The sequence below is a fragment of the Micromonospora sp. CA-269861 genome (assembly GCF_050948505.1).
Classification (GTDB): Bacteria; Actinomycetota; Actinomycetes; order Mycobacteriales; family Micromonosporaceae; genus Micromonospora.
Genome location: NZ_CP192014.1, coordinates 6,750,454 through 6,766,124, shown reverse-complemented (window position 1 = coordinate 6,766,124; position 15,671 = coordinate 6,750,454). Strand labels below are relative to the sequence as shown.

At 71.7% G+C, this 15,671-nt stretch carries 14 protein-coding genes; 4 read left to right on the top strand and 10 right to left on the bottom strand.

Annotation, left to right across the window (positions count from 1 at the left end; translation table 11 throughout):
• Nucleotides 1-11: 11 nt before the first annotated feature.
• Both ACQP0U_RS31150 and ACQP0U_RS31145 read left to right on the top strand, forming a co-directional pair.
• A complete protein-coding gene (locus tag ACQP0U_RS31150; RefSeq protein ID WP_433314069.1) occupies nt 12-515 on the top strand; it encodes a hypothetical protein in 504 nt (167 codons plus the stop codon).
• A gap of 30 nt (nt 516-545) precedes the next feature.
• The gene (locus tag ACQP0U_RS31145) at nt 546-2,042 is read left to right on the top strand and encodes a serine/threonine-protein kinase (protein WP_433314068.1); all 1,497 of its coding nucleotides are present in this window, start codon (nt 546-548) and stop codon (nt 2,040-2,042) included.
• Here the strand turns inward: ACQP0U_RS31145 and ACQP0U_RS31140 are convergent.
• Entirely contained in the window at nt 2,029-2,361 is a 333-nt protein-coding gene (locus ACQP0U_RS31140; protein ID WP_433314066.1) for a hypothetical protein, read from the bottom strand. The genes ACQP0U_RS31145 and ACQP0U_RS31140 overlap by 14 nt on opposite strands.
• Before the next feature lie 177 nt (nt 2,362-2,538).
• On the opposite strand from ACQP0U_RS31140, the gene ACQP0U_RS31135 reads away from it, so the two are divergent.
• Nucleotides 2,539-3,480 carry a transporter substrate-binding domain-containing protein gene (locus tag ACQP0U_RS31135; protein WP_433314063.1) on the top strand — a complete coding sequence of 314 codons (942 nt, stop codon included), beginning with the start codon at nt 2,539-2,541 and terminating at the stop codon, nt 3,478-3,480.
• The gene (locus ACQP0U_RS31130) at nt 3,477-4,676 is read left to right on the top strand and encodes a hypothetical protein (RefSeq protein ID WP_433314060.1); all 1,200 of its coding nucleotides are present in this window, start codon (nt 3,477-3,479) and stop codon (nt 4,674-4,676) included. Before ACQP0U_RS31135 ends, ACQP0U_RS31130 begins: the two co-directional genes overlap by 4 nt.
• A gap of 87 nt (nt 4,677-4,763) precedes the next feature.
• Here ACQP0U_RS31130 and ACQP0U_RS31125 read toward each other — a convergent pair whose 3' ends face one another.
• From ACQP0U_RS31125 to ACQP0U_RS31085, 9 genes are all read right to left on the bottom strand, one after another.
• Nucleotides 4,764-5,069, bottom strand: coding sequence for a hypothetical protein (locus ACQP0U_RS31125; RefSeq protein WP_433314058.1), 306 nt, complete (start codon nt 5,067-5,069; stop codon nt 4,764-4,766).
• A 64-nt stretch (nt 5,070-5,133) separates the two neighbouring features.
• Nucleotides 5,134-6,135 carry a helix-turn-helix domain-containing protein gene (locus ACQP0U_RS31120; protein WP_433314055.1) on the bottom strand — a complete coding sequence of 334 codons (1,002 nt, stop codon included), beginning with the start codon at nt 6,133-6,135 and terminating at the stop codon, nt 5,134-5,136.
• A gap of 110 nt (nt 6,136-6,245) precedes the next feature.
• Nucleotides 6,246-7,409, bottom strand: a complete 1,164-nt coding sequence (locus ACQP0U_RS31115; RefSeq protein ID WP_433314052.1) for an acyl-CoA dehydrogenase family protein — start codon at nt 7,407-7,409, stop codon at nt 6,246-6,248.
• Nucleotides 7,406-9,415 (bottom strand): biotin carboxylase N-terminal domain-containing protein, encoded by a 2,010-nt coding sequence (locus ACQP0U_RS31110; RefSeq protein WP_433314049.1) that lies wholly within the window; start codon nt 9,413-9,415, stop codon nt 7,406-7,408. Before ACQP0U_RS31110 ends, ACQP0U_RS31115 begins: the two co-directional genes overlap by 4 nt.
• A 72-nt stretch (nt 9,416-9,487) precedes the next feature.
• Nucleotides 9,488-11,089 carry an acyl-CoA carboxylase subunit beta gene (locus tag ACQP0U_RS31105; RefSeq protein ID WP_433314047.1) on the bottom strand — a complete coding sequence of 534 codons (1,602 nt, stop codon included), beginning with the start codon at nt 11,087-11,089 and terminating at the stop codon, nt 9,488-9,490.
• Between the two features lie 55 nt (nt 11,090-11,144).
• Nucleotides 11,145-12,341: an acyl-CoA dehydrogenase family protein gene (locus ACQP0U_RS31100; RefSeq protein WP_433314044.1), complete on the bottom strand. Its 1,197-nt coding sequence runs from the start codon at nt 12,339-12,341 to the stop codon at nt 11,145-11,147.
• Nucleotides 12,338-14,002 carry an acyclic terpene utilization AtuA family protein gene (locus ACQP0U_RS31095; protein ID WP_433314041.1) on the bottom strand — a complete coding sequence of 555 codons (1,665 nt, stop codon included), beginning with the start codon at nt 14,000-14,002 and terminating at the stop codon, nt 12,338-12,340. The genes ACQP0U_RS31100 and ACQP0U_RS31095 overlap by 4 nt, the downstream gene beginning before the upstream one ends.
• Nucleotides 13,999-14,796 carry a TIGR03084 family metal-binding protein gene (locus tag ACQP0U_RS31090; RefSeq protein ID WP_433314038.1) on the bottom strand — a complete coding sequence of 266 codons (798 nt, stop codon included), beginning with the start codon at nt 14,794-14,796 and terminating at the stop codon, nt 13,999-14,001. Before ACQP0U_RS31090 ends, ACQP0U_RS31095 begins: the two co-directional genes overlap by 4 nt.
• Nucleotides 14,797-14,833: 37 nt before the next feature.
• Entirely contained in the window at nt 14,834-15,439 is a 606-nt protein-coding gene (locus ACQP0U_RS31085) for a TetR/AcrR family transcriptional regulator (protein WP_433314035.1), read from the bottom strand.
• Between the last annotated feature and the right edge of the window lie 232 nt (nt 15,440-15,671).

The following is a 15,671-nucleotide window of genomic DNA, read 5'->3' as shown; positions in this document are numbered from 1 at the left end:
GGAGGCCCTTCATGAAGCTGCCGCGATCCATCGCGGGCTGGACCATCGCGGTCTTCGGCGTGTTGGCGCTGGTGATGGGCGCGGTCGGGCTGCTCTGGCCGGAGGCGCAGCTACGGATGCTCGGGTTCGAGGTGCCGGAGACGCGGGCCGTCGGTGATCACACCGGGACGTTCCTGCTGGCGTCCTCGATGGCGGCCTTCAACATGGGTGTCTACTACCTGCTCGCCACGGTGACCGAGTGGCGGGCCTTCTACCGGTTCACAGTCGTCTTCCGACTCGTCACGTTCACCGTCTTCACCATCGCGGTGCTGGCCGACATCGCACCCGGCCGGTTCTTCGGGGTGGCGGCGTGGGAAGGGCTGGGCGCCGTGGCCACCGCCATCGGTCTACGTCTGGACGCCCGCCGGGGCATCCCGGCCGGCGGGGTCGGATCGTCCGAGGGTGCCGGGACGGCCGCGGTCGCCGAGGAGGGTACCGGTCCTGCCGGTGCGGCTCCGGCGGACGCGGTGCGCTGAGCCATCGGTCGGGTTGGGTATTTTCGAGCGGTGACCGACACCCCGACCGGCGGCCTGCCAGTGCCGATCGTGCCCGGCCTGACTGATTTGCGGGTCTTTGCCCGGGGCGGGTACGCGACCGTCTACCAAGCCACCCAGATCTCCGTGGGTCGCGAGGTCGCCGTCAAGGTGGAGAACCGGACGCTGGACAGCGAGCGGGATCAGGCCCGCTTCCTGCGTGAGGCGCGGGCGGCCGGCCGGATGTCGTCACACCCGCACGTGGTGGACCTCTTCGACGTGGGGGTCACCGTCGATCAGCACCCCTACCTGATCATGGAACTCTGCGACGGCTCGTACGCCGAACGGATGCGCACGTCGCCGCTGGGCCCGGTGGAGGCCCGCGACCTGGGCATCAAGATCGCGGATGCGCTGGCCCACTCGCACGCCGCCGGGGTGCTGCACCGGGACGTGAAACCGGCAAACATCCTCTACTCGCCCTTCAACTCGGCGGTGCTCGCCGACTTCGGGCTCGCCGTCCTCGCCGAGCACCGGGACGCCTCGGTCACCCTGGAGGTGCTCACTCCGGCGTACGCGCCACCGGAGATGTTCAGCCACAGCCCGCCGTCGCCGGCCGTCGACGTGTACGCGCTCTGCGCCACCCTCTACGCGGTGATGCACGGCCGGCCGCCGCGCTGGCAGTCCGAGCGCAACCCGAGCCTGGTCACCGTGCTGGAGATGTTCAACCAGCCGCTCCCCGCCCTGCCCGGGGTGCCGGACGAGCTGATCGACGTGCTGCGCGCCGGGATGGCCAACGACCCGGCCGAACGCCCGTCCGCCCTGGAGTTGCACGACCTGCTCAGCAACCTGCCACTCGGCTCGCCGGCGGCACCGGTCAGTGGCGCTCCGGTCAGCGGTGGCGCGACGCTCTCCGGCCCGTACGCGGCCAGCCAGCCGGTGCCCCGCCCGCCCATCGAGGACACTCAGCGAACGGTCCCCGCCGGTAGGCGTTGGCGGCGTTGGCTCTTCGGCGGTGCCGGTGTGCTCGCGCTCGCCGCCTCAGCGACCGCCGGGGCCTGGGTCGCCGATCGGGCACCACCACCTGCCCCGTACCCGTCGGCCACCCAGATCGCCGCACCGGCGACCGGGCCGCTGCCCGGCTGCGCGACAGGCACCGGCGCGCCGACCGCCCTGCCCGAGGGTGCCCGGTGTCTGCCCGAGCTGGAGTGCTTCGGCCCGATGCGGATCCGGGGCAGCCGCGCCGAGGCGACCCGGCTGTCCTGCGTCGGCCGACACACCTGGGAGACGTACGCCGAGGGAATCCTGCCGGTGTCGCTCGTCGGGGCCGACTACGACGAGGTGGCCGCCGCTGAGCCGGTGCGGCAGGTGTGCAGCGCCACCACGTTCCGCTTGACCACCGGGATCGCCGAGGCGAGCGGCTGGCACCTGGAGGTGCTGCCGCCGGTCGACGGCAGCATCGACCGGACCTACAGGTGTCTGGCGGGGCGGGGCGTCGACGCGCTCTCCGCGCCCACGCTCACCGGCCGCTGAGCCCGTTCGACCCGCGTCGGCGGTCACGCACCGCACGCAACGCGTCCCGGCTGTCCAGCGCGTCGAGGGTGTCCGCGTCGATCCCGTACGGCATCAGCTCGGGCGGCCCGACGGCTGCCGACCGGTCCGCCGGCTCGGGATCGTTGACCTGACGAGCGGCGGAGACCGCGACCCCGGCGACCATGGTCATCAACACGCAGAGCAGCGCGAGAACCACGCCGAGTAGGTCCTGTCGGCGCCACACGACCAGCATGACCAGCGGCGCAAGGGCTCCCAGCGCCGCGAGCACCGCCACCGTGCGCGCATCGGGTCTCGACAATCGGCTCACCTGTCCAGGATGTCGCGACGAGGCCGGCTGTCAACCGCAGAGCCGACCGCCGCGCCGATGGACGTCGATCCGAGCGACCCGTTCGACATGACCCGCAGCACGCACACGGATTGGACAAGAACGGCTACTCTCGGTGTCCCGCAGGCTCTTCCGGCAGCGAGGTCGCCCATGAACTCAGGCAGTTCGCAACCCCGGCTCCGTTCGATCGCGTCGACGTTGGCGGTAGCCCTCACTCTCGTGCTCGCCGCCGCCGCCGGTTGCGACAGCCGAAGGGAACCGGAGCTGCCCTCAGTGCAGGAGAAGATGCGCGAGACGCACATCTACGGTCAGTCGAAGCTCCGCATCGGTGTAGCCACGAACGAGCCGCTCATGGGCGACCTGCGAAACGGCCAGCATGTCGGGTTCGACGTCGAGATCGCCAGGTACGTCGCGGCCTCCCTCGGCTACGAGGGGGAACAGCGGCTGGAGTTCGTCTCGGTCGCCACCGAGGACCGCATCCCGTCGCTCCAGGGCGGCACCGTCGACCTCGTGGTGTCCAGCTTCTCCATGACGGAGGACCGTAAGCAGCTGGTCAGCTTCGCCGGGCCGTACTTCGTCACCACACAGGAGGTGATGGTGCCGACCCGACTCAAGGACAGGATCCGCACCATCGAGGATCTGCGCGACCCGGCCTACAAGGTCTGCACCAGCGGCGGCTCCACCACCGAGGCCGAGTTGGAGAAGCACCAGGTCAAGACGTTCGTGGTCAAGGACGTCGGCGACTGCGTCGATGGCATCCGGAAGGGCCGGTACGACGCCGTCAGCTCCGACGAGTCGATCCTTGCCGGGTTCCTGGCCAGCTTCCCCAAGGAGTTCGAGATCGTCGACATGCCGTTCGGCACCAGCGAGTTGCTGGGCATCGGCGTGCCGATCGGCGATCCGGCGCTGCGCGACCTGGTCGCGTTCTTCCTGCAGAAGAGCTACGAGCAGGGCCGCGACGGAGATGCCAGCCCCTGGCAGACCGCGTACAACCGGACCCTGGGCCCGTGGTTGAAGGCCGAGAAGCGCCAGCCGCAGCCGCTGGAGGTGCCGAAGCTTGTCGACTTCGACGACAAGGCGCCGGCGAAGTGAGCGCGGCGCCGACCGCCACCGGCGGTGACGGGCCGGTCCCGCCGCCACGCACGTCGGGGCTCGGCGACGACGCGCCGACAATCGACGGTACGGGCGCAGCGTCGCCGTCCATCGACAGCCCGGCGGCCAATGACGTCGCCTGGCCTGCCGGCGTGCCGGTCGCCGAACCGGCCGAGCCGGTCGTCGCCGACGTCGAGCCCGGGCGGGTGCGCTGGGATCCGGCCGAGCGGCGCGCCCGCGCCAGCCAGTCGTTCTGGACGGCCGCAGTGGGCGTACCCGCGATCTTCTCGGTGCTCCGCCTCGGCGTGGAGGCCGGCGGGGAGCTCCAGACCACGCTGCTGCTGGTGGCCAATGTCGGGCCGGTCAACCTGCTCGCCGGCTTCCTGACCACTGCGGCCCGGCTGCTCTCCACCGGCCTGGTCGCCGTCTTCGCGCTCGGCGCTGTGCTGGCCGTCAGCGCGGATCGACTGCCGCCGGGCACTCGTCGCCGCCCGCTCTTCGCCCGCTGGGCCGACATCACCCCGGCCTGGGTGGTGCTGGCCAGCTTCCTGCTCGCCCTGATCACCTGGCCACTGCTCTATCTTCCGCTGCTGTTGCCGGCGTTCGTGGCCGCGTTCCAACTGCGCCCCGGGCGGCTGCACGAGCGGGTCGTGCCTCGGCTGCTGCTGATCGGCGCGCTGCTCGCCGGGTACGGCTGGCTGATGCTGCCCACGCTGCGTGCGGCGGTGCAGCAGGGCGATGAGTTGCTGGTGCTGGCGCTTCTCGTGGTGCCTCCGCTGCTGGCGCTCTTCATCGCGGGGCCACTGCCGGGCATGGTGATCCGGCCGCTTGCGTCGGTGACCGAGGTGGCGGTGCTGGCCACCCTGCTCTGGGCTTCGGTGCCGGTGATCAGCACGCCGGTGTTGCCGCTGACCGTCACCACTGTGGGTCCGGAGAGTGGGCCCACCGAGGACGTCCGCGGGCATGTGGTCACCACCGACGACGTCAACATGGTGATCCTTCAGGAACAGGGCGGCGTCCGGTACGTCCCGGTCGGCCTGGTCCGCGCCCAGGTGCTCTGCCCCAGCGAGGAGGAGCTGCCCCGCCACCAACTGCGCATTCACAACTTCCACGTCGAGGACTCGCTGTTGGAGGGCATGGGCCGCCGGGTCCGCCCGGTCCACCGCATCGACGCCGCCTGCCGTACCCCGGCCTGAGCGCCGTCGGCGCGGCTCGTGCGAGATCCTGGAACGAACTTGTCCGGCAGCCCCGGAACCTCCAGGATCTCGCGCGCCCCCGATCGGCTACCTGTACTCGATCTGCCTACTGGTCATGACGAAGCCAGGCCCCGCGCACTCGGCCCAGCTGATTCCGTTGGGCGACCGCCACGGGCCGACTCGCCAACCGCCGCCGAACCAGCCGCAGTTCCCCTTGACGCGGTACTCACCAGTGCCGCTCTGGCACTGCCCCCACGCGTCCCAGGGCAGGGTGCTGCCGACCGAGCAGTTGGACGGCGCGGCCTGTGCCGGACTCGCCGCCAGCACCCCGGTGGACAACGCCAGGGTCGCCACAACAGCGATCCGTAGCGCCTTGGTTCCAATGCTTGACATAGGGCCTACTCCCGTCGACGACGTTCTGGGGTCCTGAACAGAATCGGCCGCCGGAGAGCCGCCTTCATTGACGTTGAGCGCAGACCCCTTGACCGTCAGCGCACCCTTCGAGTTCGAGCTGCTGACGGCGATAGTCACCGGGTGGGACGCCGAACGCCTGCTTGAACGCCCGGTTGAAGGCGGTCGGGTCAGGAAGACCCCAGCGAGCGCCGATCGCGTGCACCGGACGTCCGGCGAGTGCCGGGTCACGCAGGTCGCGACGGCAGCGATCGAGGCGGCGTTCGCGGATCCATCCGGAGACCGTCAGCCCTTGGTCCTGGAACAGCAGTTGGAGATACCGCACCGAGATGTTGTGCGCCGCCGCGACCACCGACGGCGACAGGGCCTGGTCCGGGAGCCGTGTCTCGATGAAGTCGAAGATCCTCCGTTGCAGCAGCCGTTGCGCGGCGTCCCGGGCCGCGCCACCGTTGTGGAGATGACCGGCCAGGACGGATGTGACGAGATCGACGACCACGTTCGCGAGCCGCATCCCCTCGGCCGGCCGGAACGCGTCGACCGAACCCATCATTTGCTGGGCGACGTTCACCAGGAGTGCGCCGATTCCCCCGCCGATCGGAAGGGGGCGTGCCACGGCGGTGTTCAGCGCCGACGGCTTGAACGGCAACTCCGCGCGAGGCACCTGAACGATGAGGTGCTTCACCGGCTCGCTGTTGACTACCACCCCCGGCTGCGAGGTGTCGATGACAACGAAGTGGTCGGTGTCGATGTCGGCGTCCCGGCCGACGTGGCGTACGCCGAGCCGACCGCGCAGCGGCAGCGACACGTAGTAGAGGTCGGGGTCGGACCGTCGGATGATCCGGGCGGTACGGGTGGCGCGTAGTGGTGGATAGGACACCGTGGACAACTGCACCGCGCCGAGGTCGAGCACTTTGACCGTGGCGGTGAAGTCGTCGACGCTCTCGGTGGTCACGACGGTGCTGATGAGCGCGTTGGACGTCATCTCGTGCCAGGCGTCGAAGCGATCGCCTGCCGGAAGGTCGGCCGTACGGAACTGAGCCAGGTGCACGCCCGTCTCCTCACGCGTGGCTACCCCGGCATCTACCGCTGCGCCGGGCTACCTCGGAGGCTGGCAGGGCGGCCTGACCAAACCCTTACCAAGATCTACTCGGGCGGGCGTCAGTAGGACTTGTCCTGGCCGAGGACGTGTTGGGCCACGAAGTTGAGGATCATCTCGCGGCTGACCGGGGCGATCCGACCGGCCCGGACCGCGCCGAGCAGGGTCGCCACCCCGTACTCGGTGGTCATGCCGGCCCCGCCGAGCACCTGGACGGCGGTGTCCACGGCGAGCGCGGCGGCCTCCCCGGCCGCGTACTTGGCCATGTTGCCGGCCACCCCGGCCTCCAGGTCGCGGCCGGCGTCGTACAGGGTGGCCGCCTTCTGGATCATGAGGCGGGCCAGCTCCACCTGCACCGCCGCATGGGCCAGGGGATGCGACACGCCCTGGTGGGAGCCGATGCTCCGACCGCCCCAGACCTTCCGGGTTGCCGTGTAGTCACTGGCCCGCTCGATGGCGTACCGGCCGGTGCCGGCGCCCATCGCGGCCACCGTGATCCGCTCCGGGTTGAGCCCGGCGAAGAGCGCCGGCAGCCCGGCGTCCAGCGACTCGCCGAGCAGCGCGTCGGCGGGCACCCGCACGTCGTCCAGGTAGAGCAGGAACTGGTTCTCCGGAGACACGATCTCCATGTCCAGCCTGGACCGGGTCAGCCCGGCCGCGTCGGTCGGCACCAGGAACAACGCGGGCTTCAGCTTTCCGCTGGAGGAATCCTCGGTGCGGGCCACCACCAGCACGTGACCTGCCTCGTCGACCCCGGAGATGTAGCACTTGCGGCCGTTGAGCAGCCAGCCGTCGCCGTCGCGGCGAGCCACAGTGCCGAGCCGGTGGAAGTTCGAGCCGGCCTCCGGCTCGGTGATCGCGAAGACGATCTTCTGTGAGCCGTCGGCGAGGCCGGGCAGGTGCTTCTTGCGCTGCTCCTCGGTGCCGTGCCGGCTCAGCACTGTCGCCGCGATGGCGGGGGAGACCACCAGCAGCAACAGAGGGCACCCCGCAGCCGCCAACTCCTCGCAGACGATGGCCAGTTCGGTGATGCCACCGCCCCCGCCGCCGTACTCGGTGGGGATGTTGACCCCCAGGTAGCCGAGCTGTCCGGCCTCCGCCCACAGCTCGGTGGTGTGCTCACCCGATTTCGCCTTGGCTACGAAGTAGGAGTGCCCGTAGCGACGGCCCAACGCCCGCACGGCGTCGCGTAGCTGGTCCTGTTCGGGGGTGAGGTCGAAGGTCATCGGGAGTCCTTTTCGTCGACAACGGCCAACACGACGCCCGTCTGCACCTGGCCACCGGTCGGCACCGGCAGCTCGGCGACCACCCCGTCGATCGGGGCGAGCACGGGATGTTCCAGCTTCATCGCTTCCAGCGTGAGCAGCGGTTCGCCGGCCGTGACCCGCTGGCCGACCTCGACGTGCACCCGGGTCACCACGCCGGGCAGCGGCGCGAGCAGCGACCCGGAGGCCACCGCCGCGGTGGGCAGCGGGAGACGCGGCAGCTCGGTCAGGCTCGTCGCCCCGTCCGGGCCGTCCACGAACACGGCCGACCCCACCCGGTGTACGCGGTACGCGCACCCGACCCCGTCGACGTCGAGCACCACCCGCGCCGGGGTGGCCTCCACAACCGCCACGGTGGGTGCTGCCGGCCGCTCGGCGGAGTCGTCGACCGCCGACGTGCTGGACCAGTCGGCGAGTCGCCCGGTCCGGTCCAGGCGGTAGCGAATCTCGATCTCGTCGCCGTCCGGCCCGACGAACCTGCTGACCTGGGGGACGGCGGGCACGTTGCGCCAGCCGGAGGGGAGCCCGGGGAGCACCGATGCGGTCGCTCGACGGTGTGCGGCGCCTGCCAGCGCGGCGGCGAGGGCGGTGAGTGGGACCTGATCGGCGGGGAGCAGCGGGGCGAAGACCTCCGGGTGCCGGTCCAGGAAACCCGTGTCGATCTCGGCAGCCGCGAACTCCCGGCTGCGCAGCACCCGGACCAGCAGATCGCGGTTGGTGGCCACCCCGTGCAACTCGGCCCGGGACAACGCGCCGGCCAGTAGCCGGGCCGCCTCGGATCGGGTCGGCGCCACGGCGATCAGCTTGGCGAGCAGCGAGTCGTAGTGGACACCCACCACCGATCCCGCCACCACGCCGGAGTCGAGCCGCAGACCAGACCGCTGGAGCCAGCCGAACTCGCGGTCCACCCCCGGAACGTGAAAGCGGTGCAGGGTGCCCGTCGCCGGCCGCCAGCCCTGCGCCGGCTCCTCGGCGCACAGCCGTACCTCGATCGCGTAGCCGCGGACGGCCGGGTAGTGATGATGTGCGGGCAGTGGTGCGCCCTCGGCCACCAGCAGCTGCATCCGGACCAGGTCCAGGCCGGTCGGGGTGACCAGTTCGGTGACGGGATGCTCCACCTGGAGTCGGGTGTTCATCTCCAGGAAGAAGAATTCGCCGGTCGGGGCCAGCAGGAACTCGACGGTGCCGGCGCCCACGTAGTCGACCGCCTGGCCGGCGGCCATGGCCGCCTCGTGCAGCCGATCATGCAGCCCCGACGGGAGGTCCCCGGGTGCCTCCTCAATGATTTTCTGGTGTCGGCGCTGGATGGAGCACTCCCGGACACCGAGCACGTGCACGGTTCCATGGGTGTCGCCGAAGATCTGCACCTCGACGTGCCGGCCGCGCTCGACGTACCTCTCGATGAAGACAGTGCCGTCGCCGAACGCGGCGGCCGCCTCCCGGCTGGCGCTGGCGGCGGCCTCGGCCAGGTCGTCGGCGTCCCGCACGATCCGCATCCCGCGCCCGCCACCACCGGCGGACGCCTTCACCAGCACCGGGAAGTCGGTGACCTCGTCGGCGTCGGTCCAGCTCGGCAGCATCGGCACACCCGCCTCGGCGAGCAGCGCCTTTGCGGCCAGCTTGTCGCCCATCGCGGCGATCACCTTGGCCGGCGGCCCGACCCAGGTCAGCCCCGCGTCGGTCACCGCCGCCGCGAACTCCGCGTTCTCGGCGAGGAAGCCGTAGCCCGGGTGGACCGCGTCCGCGCCGGCCTTGCGGGCCGCGTCCAGGATCAGATCCGCCCGCAGGTACGTCTCGGCCGGCGAACTCCCCGGCAGGTGTACGGCCCGGTCGGCCTCGGCCACGAAGGGCGCGTCGGCGTCCGCGTCGGAGTACACGGCGACGGTCTGCACGCCCATCGCCCGGCAGGTGGCGAAGACCCGGCGGGCGATCTCGCCCCGGTTGGCCACGAGCAGTCGGTTGATCACTGGGCCCGCCTTTCGTTCGCGACTGCGGGACTCCGCTTCGCTGCATTCCTCGCGCTCACGGGTGTGGCCCCTCTACATCCGGAAGACGCCGAAGCCGTCGGCGCCCTTCACTGGTCCGTTGTGGATCGCCGAGAGGCAGAGCCCCAGAACGGTCCGGGTGTCCCGCGGGTCGATCACCCCGTCGTCGTAGAGCCGGCCGGAGAGGAAGAGCGCGCCGGACTGCGACTCGATCTGCTGCTCGACCATCATCCGCATCGCCGCGTCGGACTCCTCGTCGTAGTCGCGCCCCCGGGCGGCAGCCGCCTGCCGGGCCACGATCGACAGCACCCCGGCGAGCTGCGCCGGGCCCATCACCGCCGACTTCGCGTTCGGCCAGGTGAACAGGAACCTCGGCTCGTACGCCCGGCCGCACATGCCGTAGTTGCCGGCCCCGTACGACGCGCCCAGGTTCACCGTCAGGTGCGGCACCGTCGAGTTCGACACCGCGTTGATCATCAGGGCGCCGTGCTTGATGATGCCGCGCTGCTCGTACTCCGTGCCGACCATGTAGCCGGTGGTGTTCTGCAAGAAGATCAACGGGGTGTCCGAGGCGTTCGCGAGCTGGATGAACTGGGCCGCCTTCTGCGCCTCCGCGCTGAACAGCACCCCTCGGGCGTTGGCCAGCACCCCCACCGGGTACCCGTGCAGCTCGCCCCAACCGGTGACCAGCGCGTCCCCGTACGCCGGCTTGAACTCGTCGAAGTCGCTGCCGTCCAGGATCCGGGCCAGCACCTCCCGGGGGTCGAACGGCACCTTCAGGTCGGCGCTGGTGATGCCGAGCAACTCCTCCGGGTCGTACTTCGGCGGCTGCGGCACCGCCGTACGCGCCGACGGGCCCTGCTTGCGCCAGTTCAGGCGGCGGACGCACTGCCGGGCCAGCCGGATGCCGTCCCGCTCGTCGGCGGCCAGATAGTCGGCGAGCCCGGACGTGCCGGCGTGCATCGCCGCGCCACCCAACGACTCGTCGTCGGTGACCTCACCGGTCGCCATCTTCACCAGTGGCGGACCGGCCAGGTAGACCTGCGACCGGTCCCGAATCATGATCACGTGGTCGGACATCCCCGGCACGTAGGCGCCACCGGCCGTGGCGTTGCCGAAGACCACGCTGACCGTGGGGATACCTGCCGCCGAGAGCCGGGTCAGGTCACGGAACACCCGACCACCGGGGATGAAGATCTCCGCCTGGGTGGGCAGGTCCGCCCCCGCCGACTCGACCAGGTTGACCATGGGCAGCCGGTTGGCCAGGGCGATCTCGCCGGCCCGCCGGGTCTTCGCGAGCGACCACGGGTTGACCGCTCCGCCGCGTACCGTCGGGTCGTTGGCGACGATCAGACACTCCACGCCCTCGACCACCCCGATACCCGTGACGACGCTGGCCCCGACCGGGAAGTCCGAGCCGTACGCGGCGACCGGCGACAACTCCAGGAACGGGCTGTCGGCGTCCAGCAGCAGCTCGATCCGCTCCCGGGGGAGCAACTTGCCGCGGGCGTGGTGCCGGGTCACGTACTTCTCGCCGCCACCCGCCCGCGCCTGGTCCAGCGCGGCGTCCACCTCGGCCAGCCGCTCCAGCAACGCCGCCCGATTCGCCAGGTACGAGGGCGCGGACGTGTCGACCGCGCTGTCCAGGATGGTCACCGTGCCTCCTTGGTTCGCGACTGCGGGGCTCGCAGACCCGGCTCACTCCTCGCGCTCACAGGCCCATGCCTTTCGCGATGATCTCGTTCATGATCTCGGTGGTGCCGCCGCCGATGCCGAGGATCCGCGCGTCGCGGTAGTGCCGCTCCACCTCGGCGTCGCGCAGGTAACCGAAGCCGCCGTGCAGCTGCAACGCCTGGTCGACGACGTGGTCGCAGGCGGCCACCGCCACGTTCTTCGCCATCGCCACCTCGGTCACCACCGGCTCACCGGCCGCGACCCGGGCCGCCACCCCGTGCACGTACGACCGGGCTGCCTCGGCCCGGGTGTGCATCTCGGCCAACCGGTGCCGGATCAACTGCCGGCTGGCCAGCGGACGCCCGAAGGTCTCCCGGTCCCGGCACCAGCGCACCGCCAGCTCGACGCAGCGCTGCGCTGTCGCGTACGCCTGCGTCGCCAGCGACAGCCGTTCCGCCGCGAAGTGCTGCATGATCGCCAGGAAGCCGGTGTTCTCCGCGCCGATCCGGTTGCCCACCGGCACCCGTACGTCCGCGAAGGACAGCTCGGCGGTGTCCGAGCAGTGCCAGCCCAGCTTCTCCAACCGTCGTCCCACGGTGAAGCCGGGCGACCCCTTGTCGATGACCAGCAGGGTGAGCTCACCGCTGCCCGGGAAGTCGGTACACACGGCGGTGGTCACGAAGTCGGCCCGGTGCCCGCTGGTGATGTACGTCTTCGACCCGTTCACCACGTAGTGGTCGCCGTCGCGGCGGGCGGTCGTGCGGATGCCGGCCACGTCCGACCCGCCGTCCGGCTCGGTGATGGCCAGCGCGCCGATCATCGTGCCGGCGAGGGTGGGTCGGACGTACCGCTCGATCAGGCCGTCGTCGCCCGGTGGCGAGACGCCGGCGAGCCTGCCGCCCAGCGAGCCACCGGTGCGGGCGCCAGCCGCCGCGACCATGTGCGGCAACGCGATGCCGTGCGTGAACAGGGCCGCCACCAGCCCGGACGAGCCGCCGGAGCGGATCAGCTCCTCGGTCACGATGATCGAGTCGAGGAGGTCGCCGCCGCTGCCTCCCACCGACTCCGGGAAGCCGATGCCGAGCAGGCCGAGCTTCGCGGCGGTCGCGTGCAGCGCCCGGGGCACCTCGCCGGCCCGCTCCCAGTCGTCCAGGTGCGGCAGCACCTCCCGGGTCACGAACGCCCGGGTCAGCTCGCGCAGTTGCCGGCGCTCGGGCGTGTCCACGATGCTCACGACGCCACTCCTGCCGGCAGGTCGACGATCCGGGCCCGGAGCAGTTCGCCGAGCGCCTTGGCCTGTGGATCGAACCGGGTGGACGCGGCAACTCCCGCACCGAGCAGGCCCTCGATCACGAAGTTGACCGCGCGCAGGTTCGACAACTCGTAGCGCCGCACCGACAGCGGCGCGGTCTCCGGCAGCAGCTCGGCCAGCCGGTCGACTGTCAACCAGGTCCGCAGCCACGCGTACCCGGCGTCGGAACGCGCCCAGACACCGAGGTTGGCGTCCCCGCCCTTGTCGCCGGAGCGCGCGCCGACCACCTCGCCGAGCGCCCCGCGCCGGGTCGGGCCGTCGACCACCGCGTCGCCACCAGGGGCGGTCTCGTCCGGCGAGGTCGGGGCGGTGCGGATCGGCGGGGCGATCGGCACCCGCTCGCTGCCGGGCAGCACCGCAACGTGCGCCACCGCGTCCTGCGGCACCGCGTCGGCGGTGAACACGCCGTACGGTGTCGCGTCACCGGGCACTGTGGTCAGCGTGCAGCCCGGGTACGAGGCCAGGGCCAGCTCCACAGCGGCGGCCGAGAAGGCCCGCCCGGCCCGCGCCTTGTCGCCGTCGCGCAGGTGTACGTGCAGCAGGGCGCTGGCCGCCTCGGTGTCGGCGGCGTCCGGATGGTCGGTCCGGGCCAGCGTGAACTCCAGCCCGTCCTTGCCCACCGCCTCCTCAACCTGCCCCCGGACCAGTGCCGCCTTCGCCTCGATGTGCAGACCGCAGAGGACGAACGTCATCGAGTTACGGAAGCCGCCGAGGTTGTTGACGCCCACCTTGAGCGTGGGCGGTGGTGGCGTGCCCCGGACGCCGGTGACCCGGACCCGGTCCGGCCCGTCGGGGCGCAGCGTCACCGTGTCCAGTCGGGTGACCACGTCCGGCCCCAGGTACGACGGCCCGCCGATCTCGTAGAGCAGTTGGGCGGTGACCGTCTCCACGGTGACCGCGCCGCCGGTGCCCGGGTGCTTGGTGAGCACTGATGAGCCGTCGGCGTGCACCTCGACGATCGGGAACCCGGGTCGGTGACCGCCGTCGGGCAGCTCGGTGAAGAAGCTGAAGTTGCCGCCGGTGACCTGTGCGCCGCACTCGACGAGATGCCCCGCGACGGTGGCCCCGGCCAGCTCGTCGAGGTCGTCGCGGCCCCACCCGTACCGGGCGATGGCCGGGCCGACCACGAGCGACGCGTCGGTTACCCGGCCGGTGACCACCACGTTCGCACCGGCGTCGAGGCAGGCGGCGATCCCGAACGCGCCGAGGTAGGCGTTCGCGCTCAACGCGTCCGCCCGCTGGATCGTGTCGCCCTCGACGTACCCGACCTGGGCCGGCAGGCCGAGCCGGTTGGCGAGCTTCTCGATGGCGGCGGCCAGCCCGGCCGGATTCAACCCGCCGGCGTTTGTCACGATCCGCACGCCCCGGTCGAGGGCGGTGCCGAGGCAGGTCTCCAGTTGCCGCAGAAACGTCTTCGCGTAGCCCAGGTCGCTGTCGCGCAGGCGGTCGCGGGCGAGGATCAGCATGGTCAACTCGGCCAGGTAGTCGCCGGTGAGCACGTCCAGCTCACCGCCGTCGAGCATCTCCCGCCAGGCGGTGAACCGGTCGCCGTAGAAGCCGGAGGCGTTCCCGATGCGGATCATCCCCGTACCCCCGTCCGGCCGGCCGGCTTCCGGCCGTCACCCGGCGGACCGGCGAAGGCCTGTGCCACGTCGAGCCACTCGTCGGCGACCGGGCCGGTGGCGACCAGGGCCAGGTCCGCGCGGTGTCGGCGCTGGGTGACCAGCAGGCAGAAGTCCCGAGCCGGGCCGGTGAGCCGGTCGGCGGCGTCCGTCGGCCCCCAGCTCCACATGTCGCCGTCGGGCCCGACCAGCTCGACCCGGACCGGCACCGTCGGCGCCTCCCGGCCGTGCGCGGCGAAGCCGTGCCCGAGGGTACGCACGCCCAGGTGCGCCACGTGCCGAAGTCGGTGACTGTCGGGGCGGACCACGTCAAGGGCGTCGGCCACGTCCGCGCCGTGCGCCCAGGTCTCCATGATCCGGGCGGTGGCCATCGAGGTGGCCGACATCCGGGTGCCGTACCAGGGCAGCTTCGTGTCGGCCGGGACGGCGGCCAGCGCGGCGACGAGCGCGGTCCGCCCGGCCCGCCAGCGGGTGAGCAGCTCGGCCGGCGGGGCGAGGAACTGCTCGGCGCCGACGTCGACGAGTCGGGTCACGTCCGACGCGGAGGTCACCGTCGCGTAGAAGGCCTCAGGATCGGTCGCGGCCAACAGCGCGACGTGGTCGGTCCAGGCCAGGTGGGCGATCTGATGCCCGATGCTCCAGCCCGGCGCGGGGGTCGGCCTCGCCCAGTCGGCTGCTGGCAGTGCCGCCACCAGGGCGTCCAACTGGGCGGACTCGTCGGCCAGGTCCGCGAGCAGGTCGCTGAGGTCGACCATGGTGCCTCCGGTCGGTGGTGGCCGGTGCGGCCGGCGGTCAGGGCGTGAGCAGGGTGGTGAGCTGACGCTTCCAGGTGGTCAACAGGGCGGCCCGACGCGCGGAGTCGTCGCTGAGCAGGTTGGCCACCCCGAGCCCGCGGAGCAGGTCGAGCGTGGCCTGCACCGCTTCGCGGACACCGGGTCGACGCTCGTCGAGACCGAGCAGGGCGACGGTGAGCCGGTGCATCTCCCGGCCGACCGTCGCCTCCAGCGGCACCAGGGCGTCCCGCAGCTCCCGGTCGGTGCGGGCGGCGACCCAGAGCTCGAGCGCGGCCACGAACAGCGGCCCGGTGAATGCCACGGCGAGCAGGTCGACGACCCTGTCCAACCGCTGTGGGCCGGCCGGCAGCCCCTCGGCCTCGGTGCGTAACTCGTCGGCCCGGCGCTCGGCCAGATGGGCGACGGCGGCCGTCACCAGCGCCGCCTTCGTCGGGTAGTGGTGCAGCTGAGCCCCCCGCGAGACACCGGCCCGCGCGGCGACGACCGTGGTAGTGGTGCCGGACCAGCCGTGCTCGATGAGGCAGTCGACTGTCGCCTCCAGCAGCCGGGCCTGGGTGGCGCGGCTGCGTTCCTGCTGAGGGACGCGCGTCGATGCGGTGGGCACGGGGACAGCCTGCGGCCTATGAAACAAACAGTCAAGACTGACTTTTTCCGGCGTCTCGTCGGAGGTTGGGCTCGGGCGTGGGTCTGAGCCGTCAGCGGTGGTCGGTAACGGGACGGCAGCTACCGGCACTGGTGCCCAGCGGCTCCTGCAGAGCTGCCCCGCCAGTGGGGCAGGCCAGCCCTTCCCCTGAGCCCGGCCCGGGCGCTGACCGGTGCGTGCGCCCGACCCCTGA

Bases quoted from the DNA above. Each gene is read 5' to 3' on its own strand.
- ACQP0U_RS31115 (WP_433314052.1), bottom strand. From the start codon at position 7,409: ATGACCTTCGACCTCACCCCCGAACAGGACCAGCTACGCGACGCCGTG.
- ACQP0U_RS31095 (WP_433314041.1), bottom strand. From the start codon at position 14,002: ATGATCCGCATCGGGAACGCCTCCGGCTTCTACGGCGACCGGTTCACC.
- ACQP0U_RS31125 (WP_433314058.1), bottom strand. From the start codon at position 5,069: ATGTCAAGCATTGGAACCAAGGCGCTACGGATCGCTGTTGTGGCGACC.
- ACQP0U_RS31135 (WP_433314063.1), top strand. From the start codon at position 2,539: ATGAACTCAGGCAGTTCGCAACCCCGGCTCCGTTCGATCGCGTCGACG.
- ACQP0U_RS31090 (WP_433314038.1), bottom strand. From the start codon at position 14,796: ATGGTCGACCTCAGCGACCTGCTCGCGGACCTGGCCGACGAGTCCGCC.
- ACQP0U_RS31150 (WP_433314069.1), top strand. From the start codon at position 12: ATGAAGCTGCCGCGATCCATCGCGGGCTGGACCATCGCGGTCTTCGGC.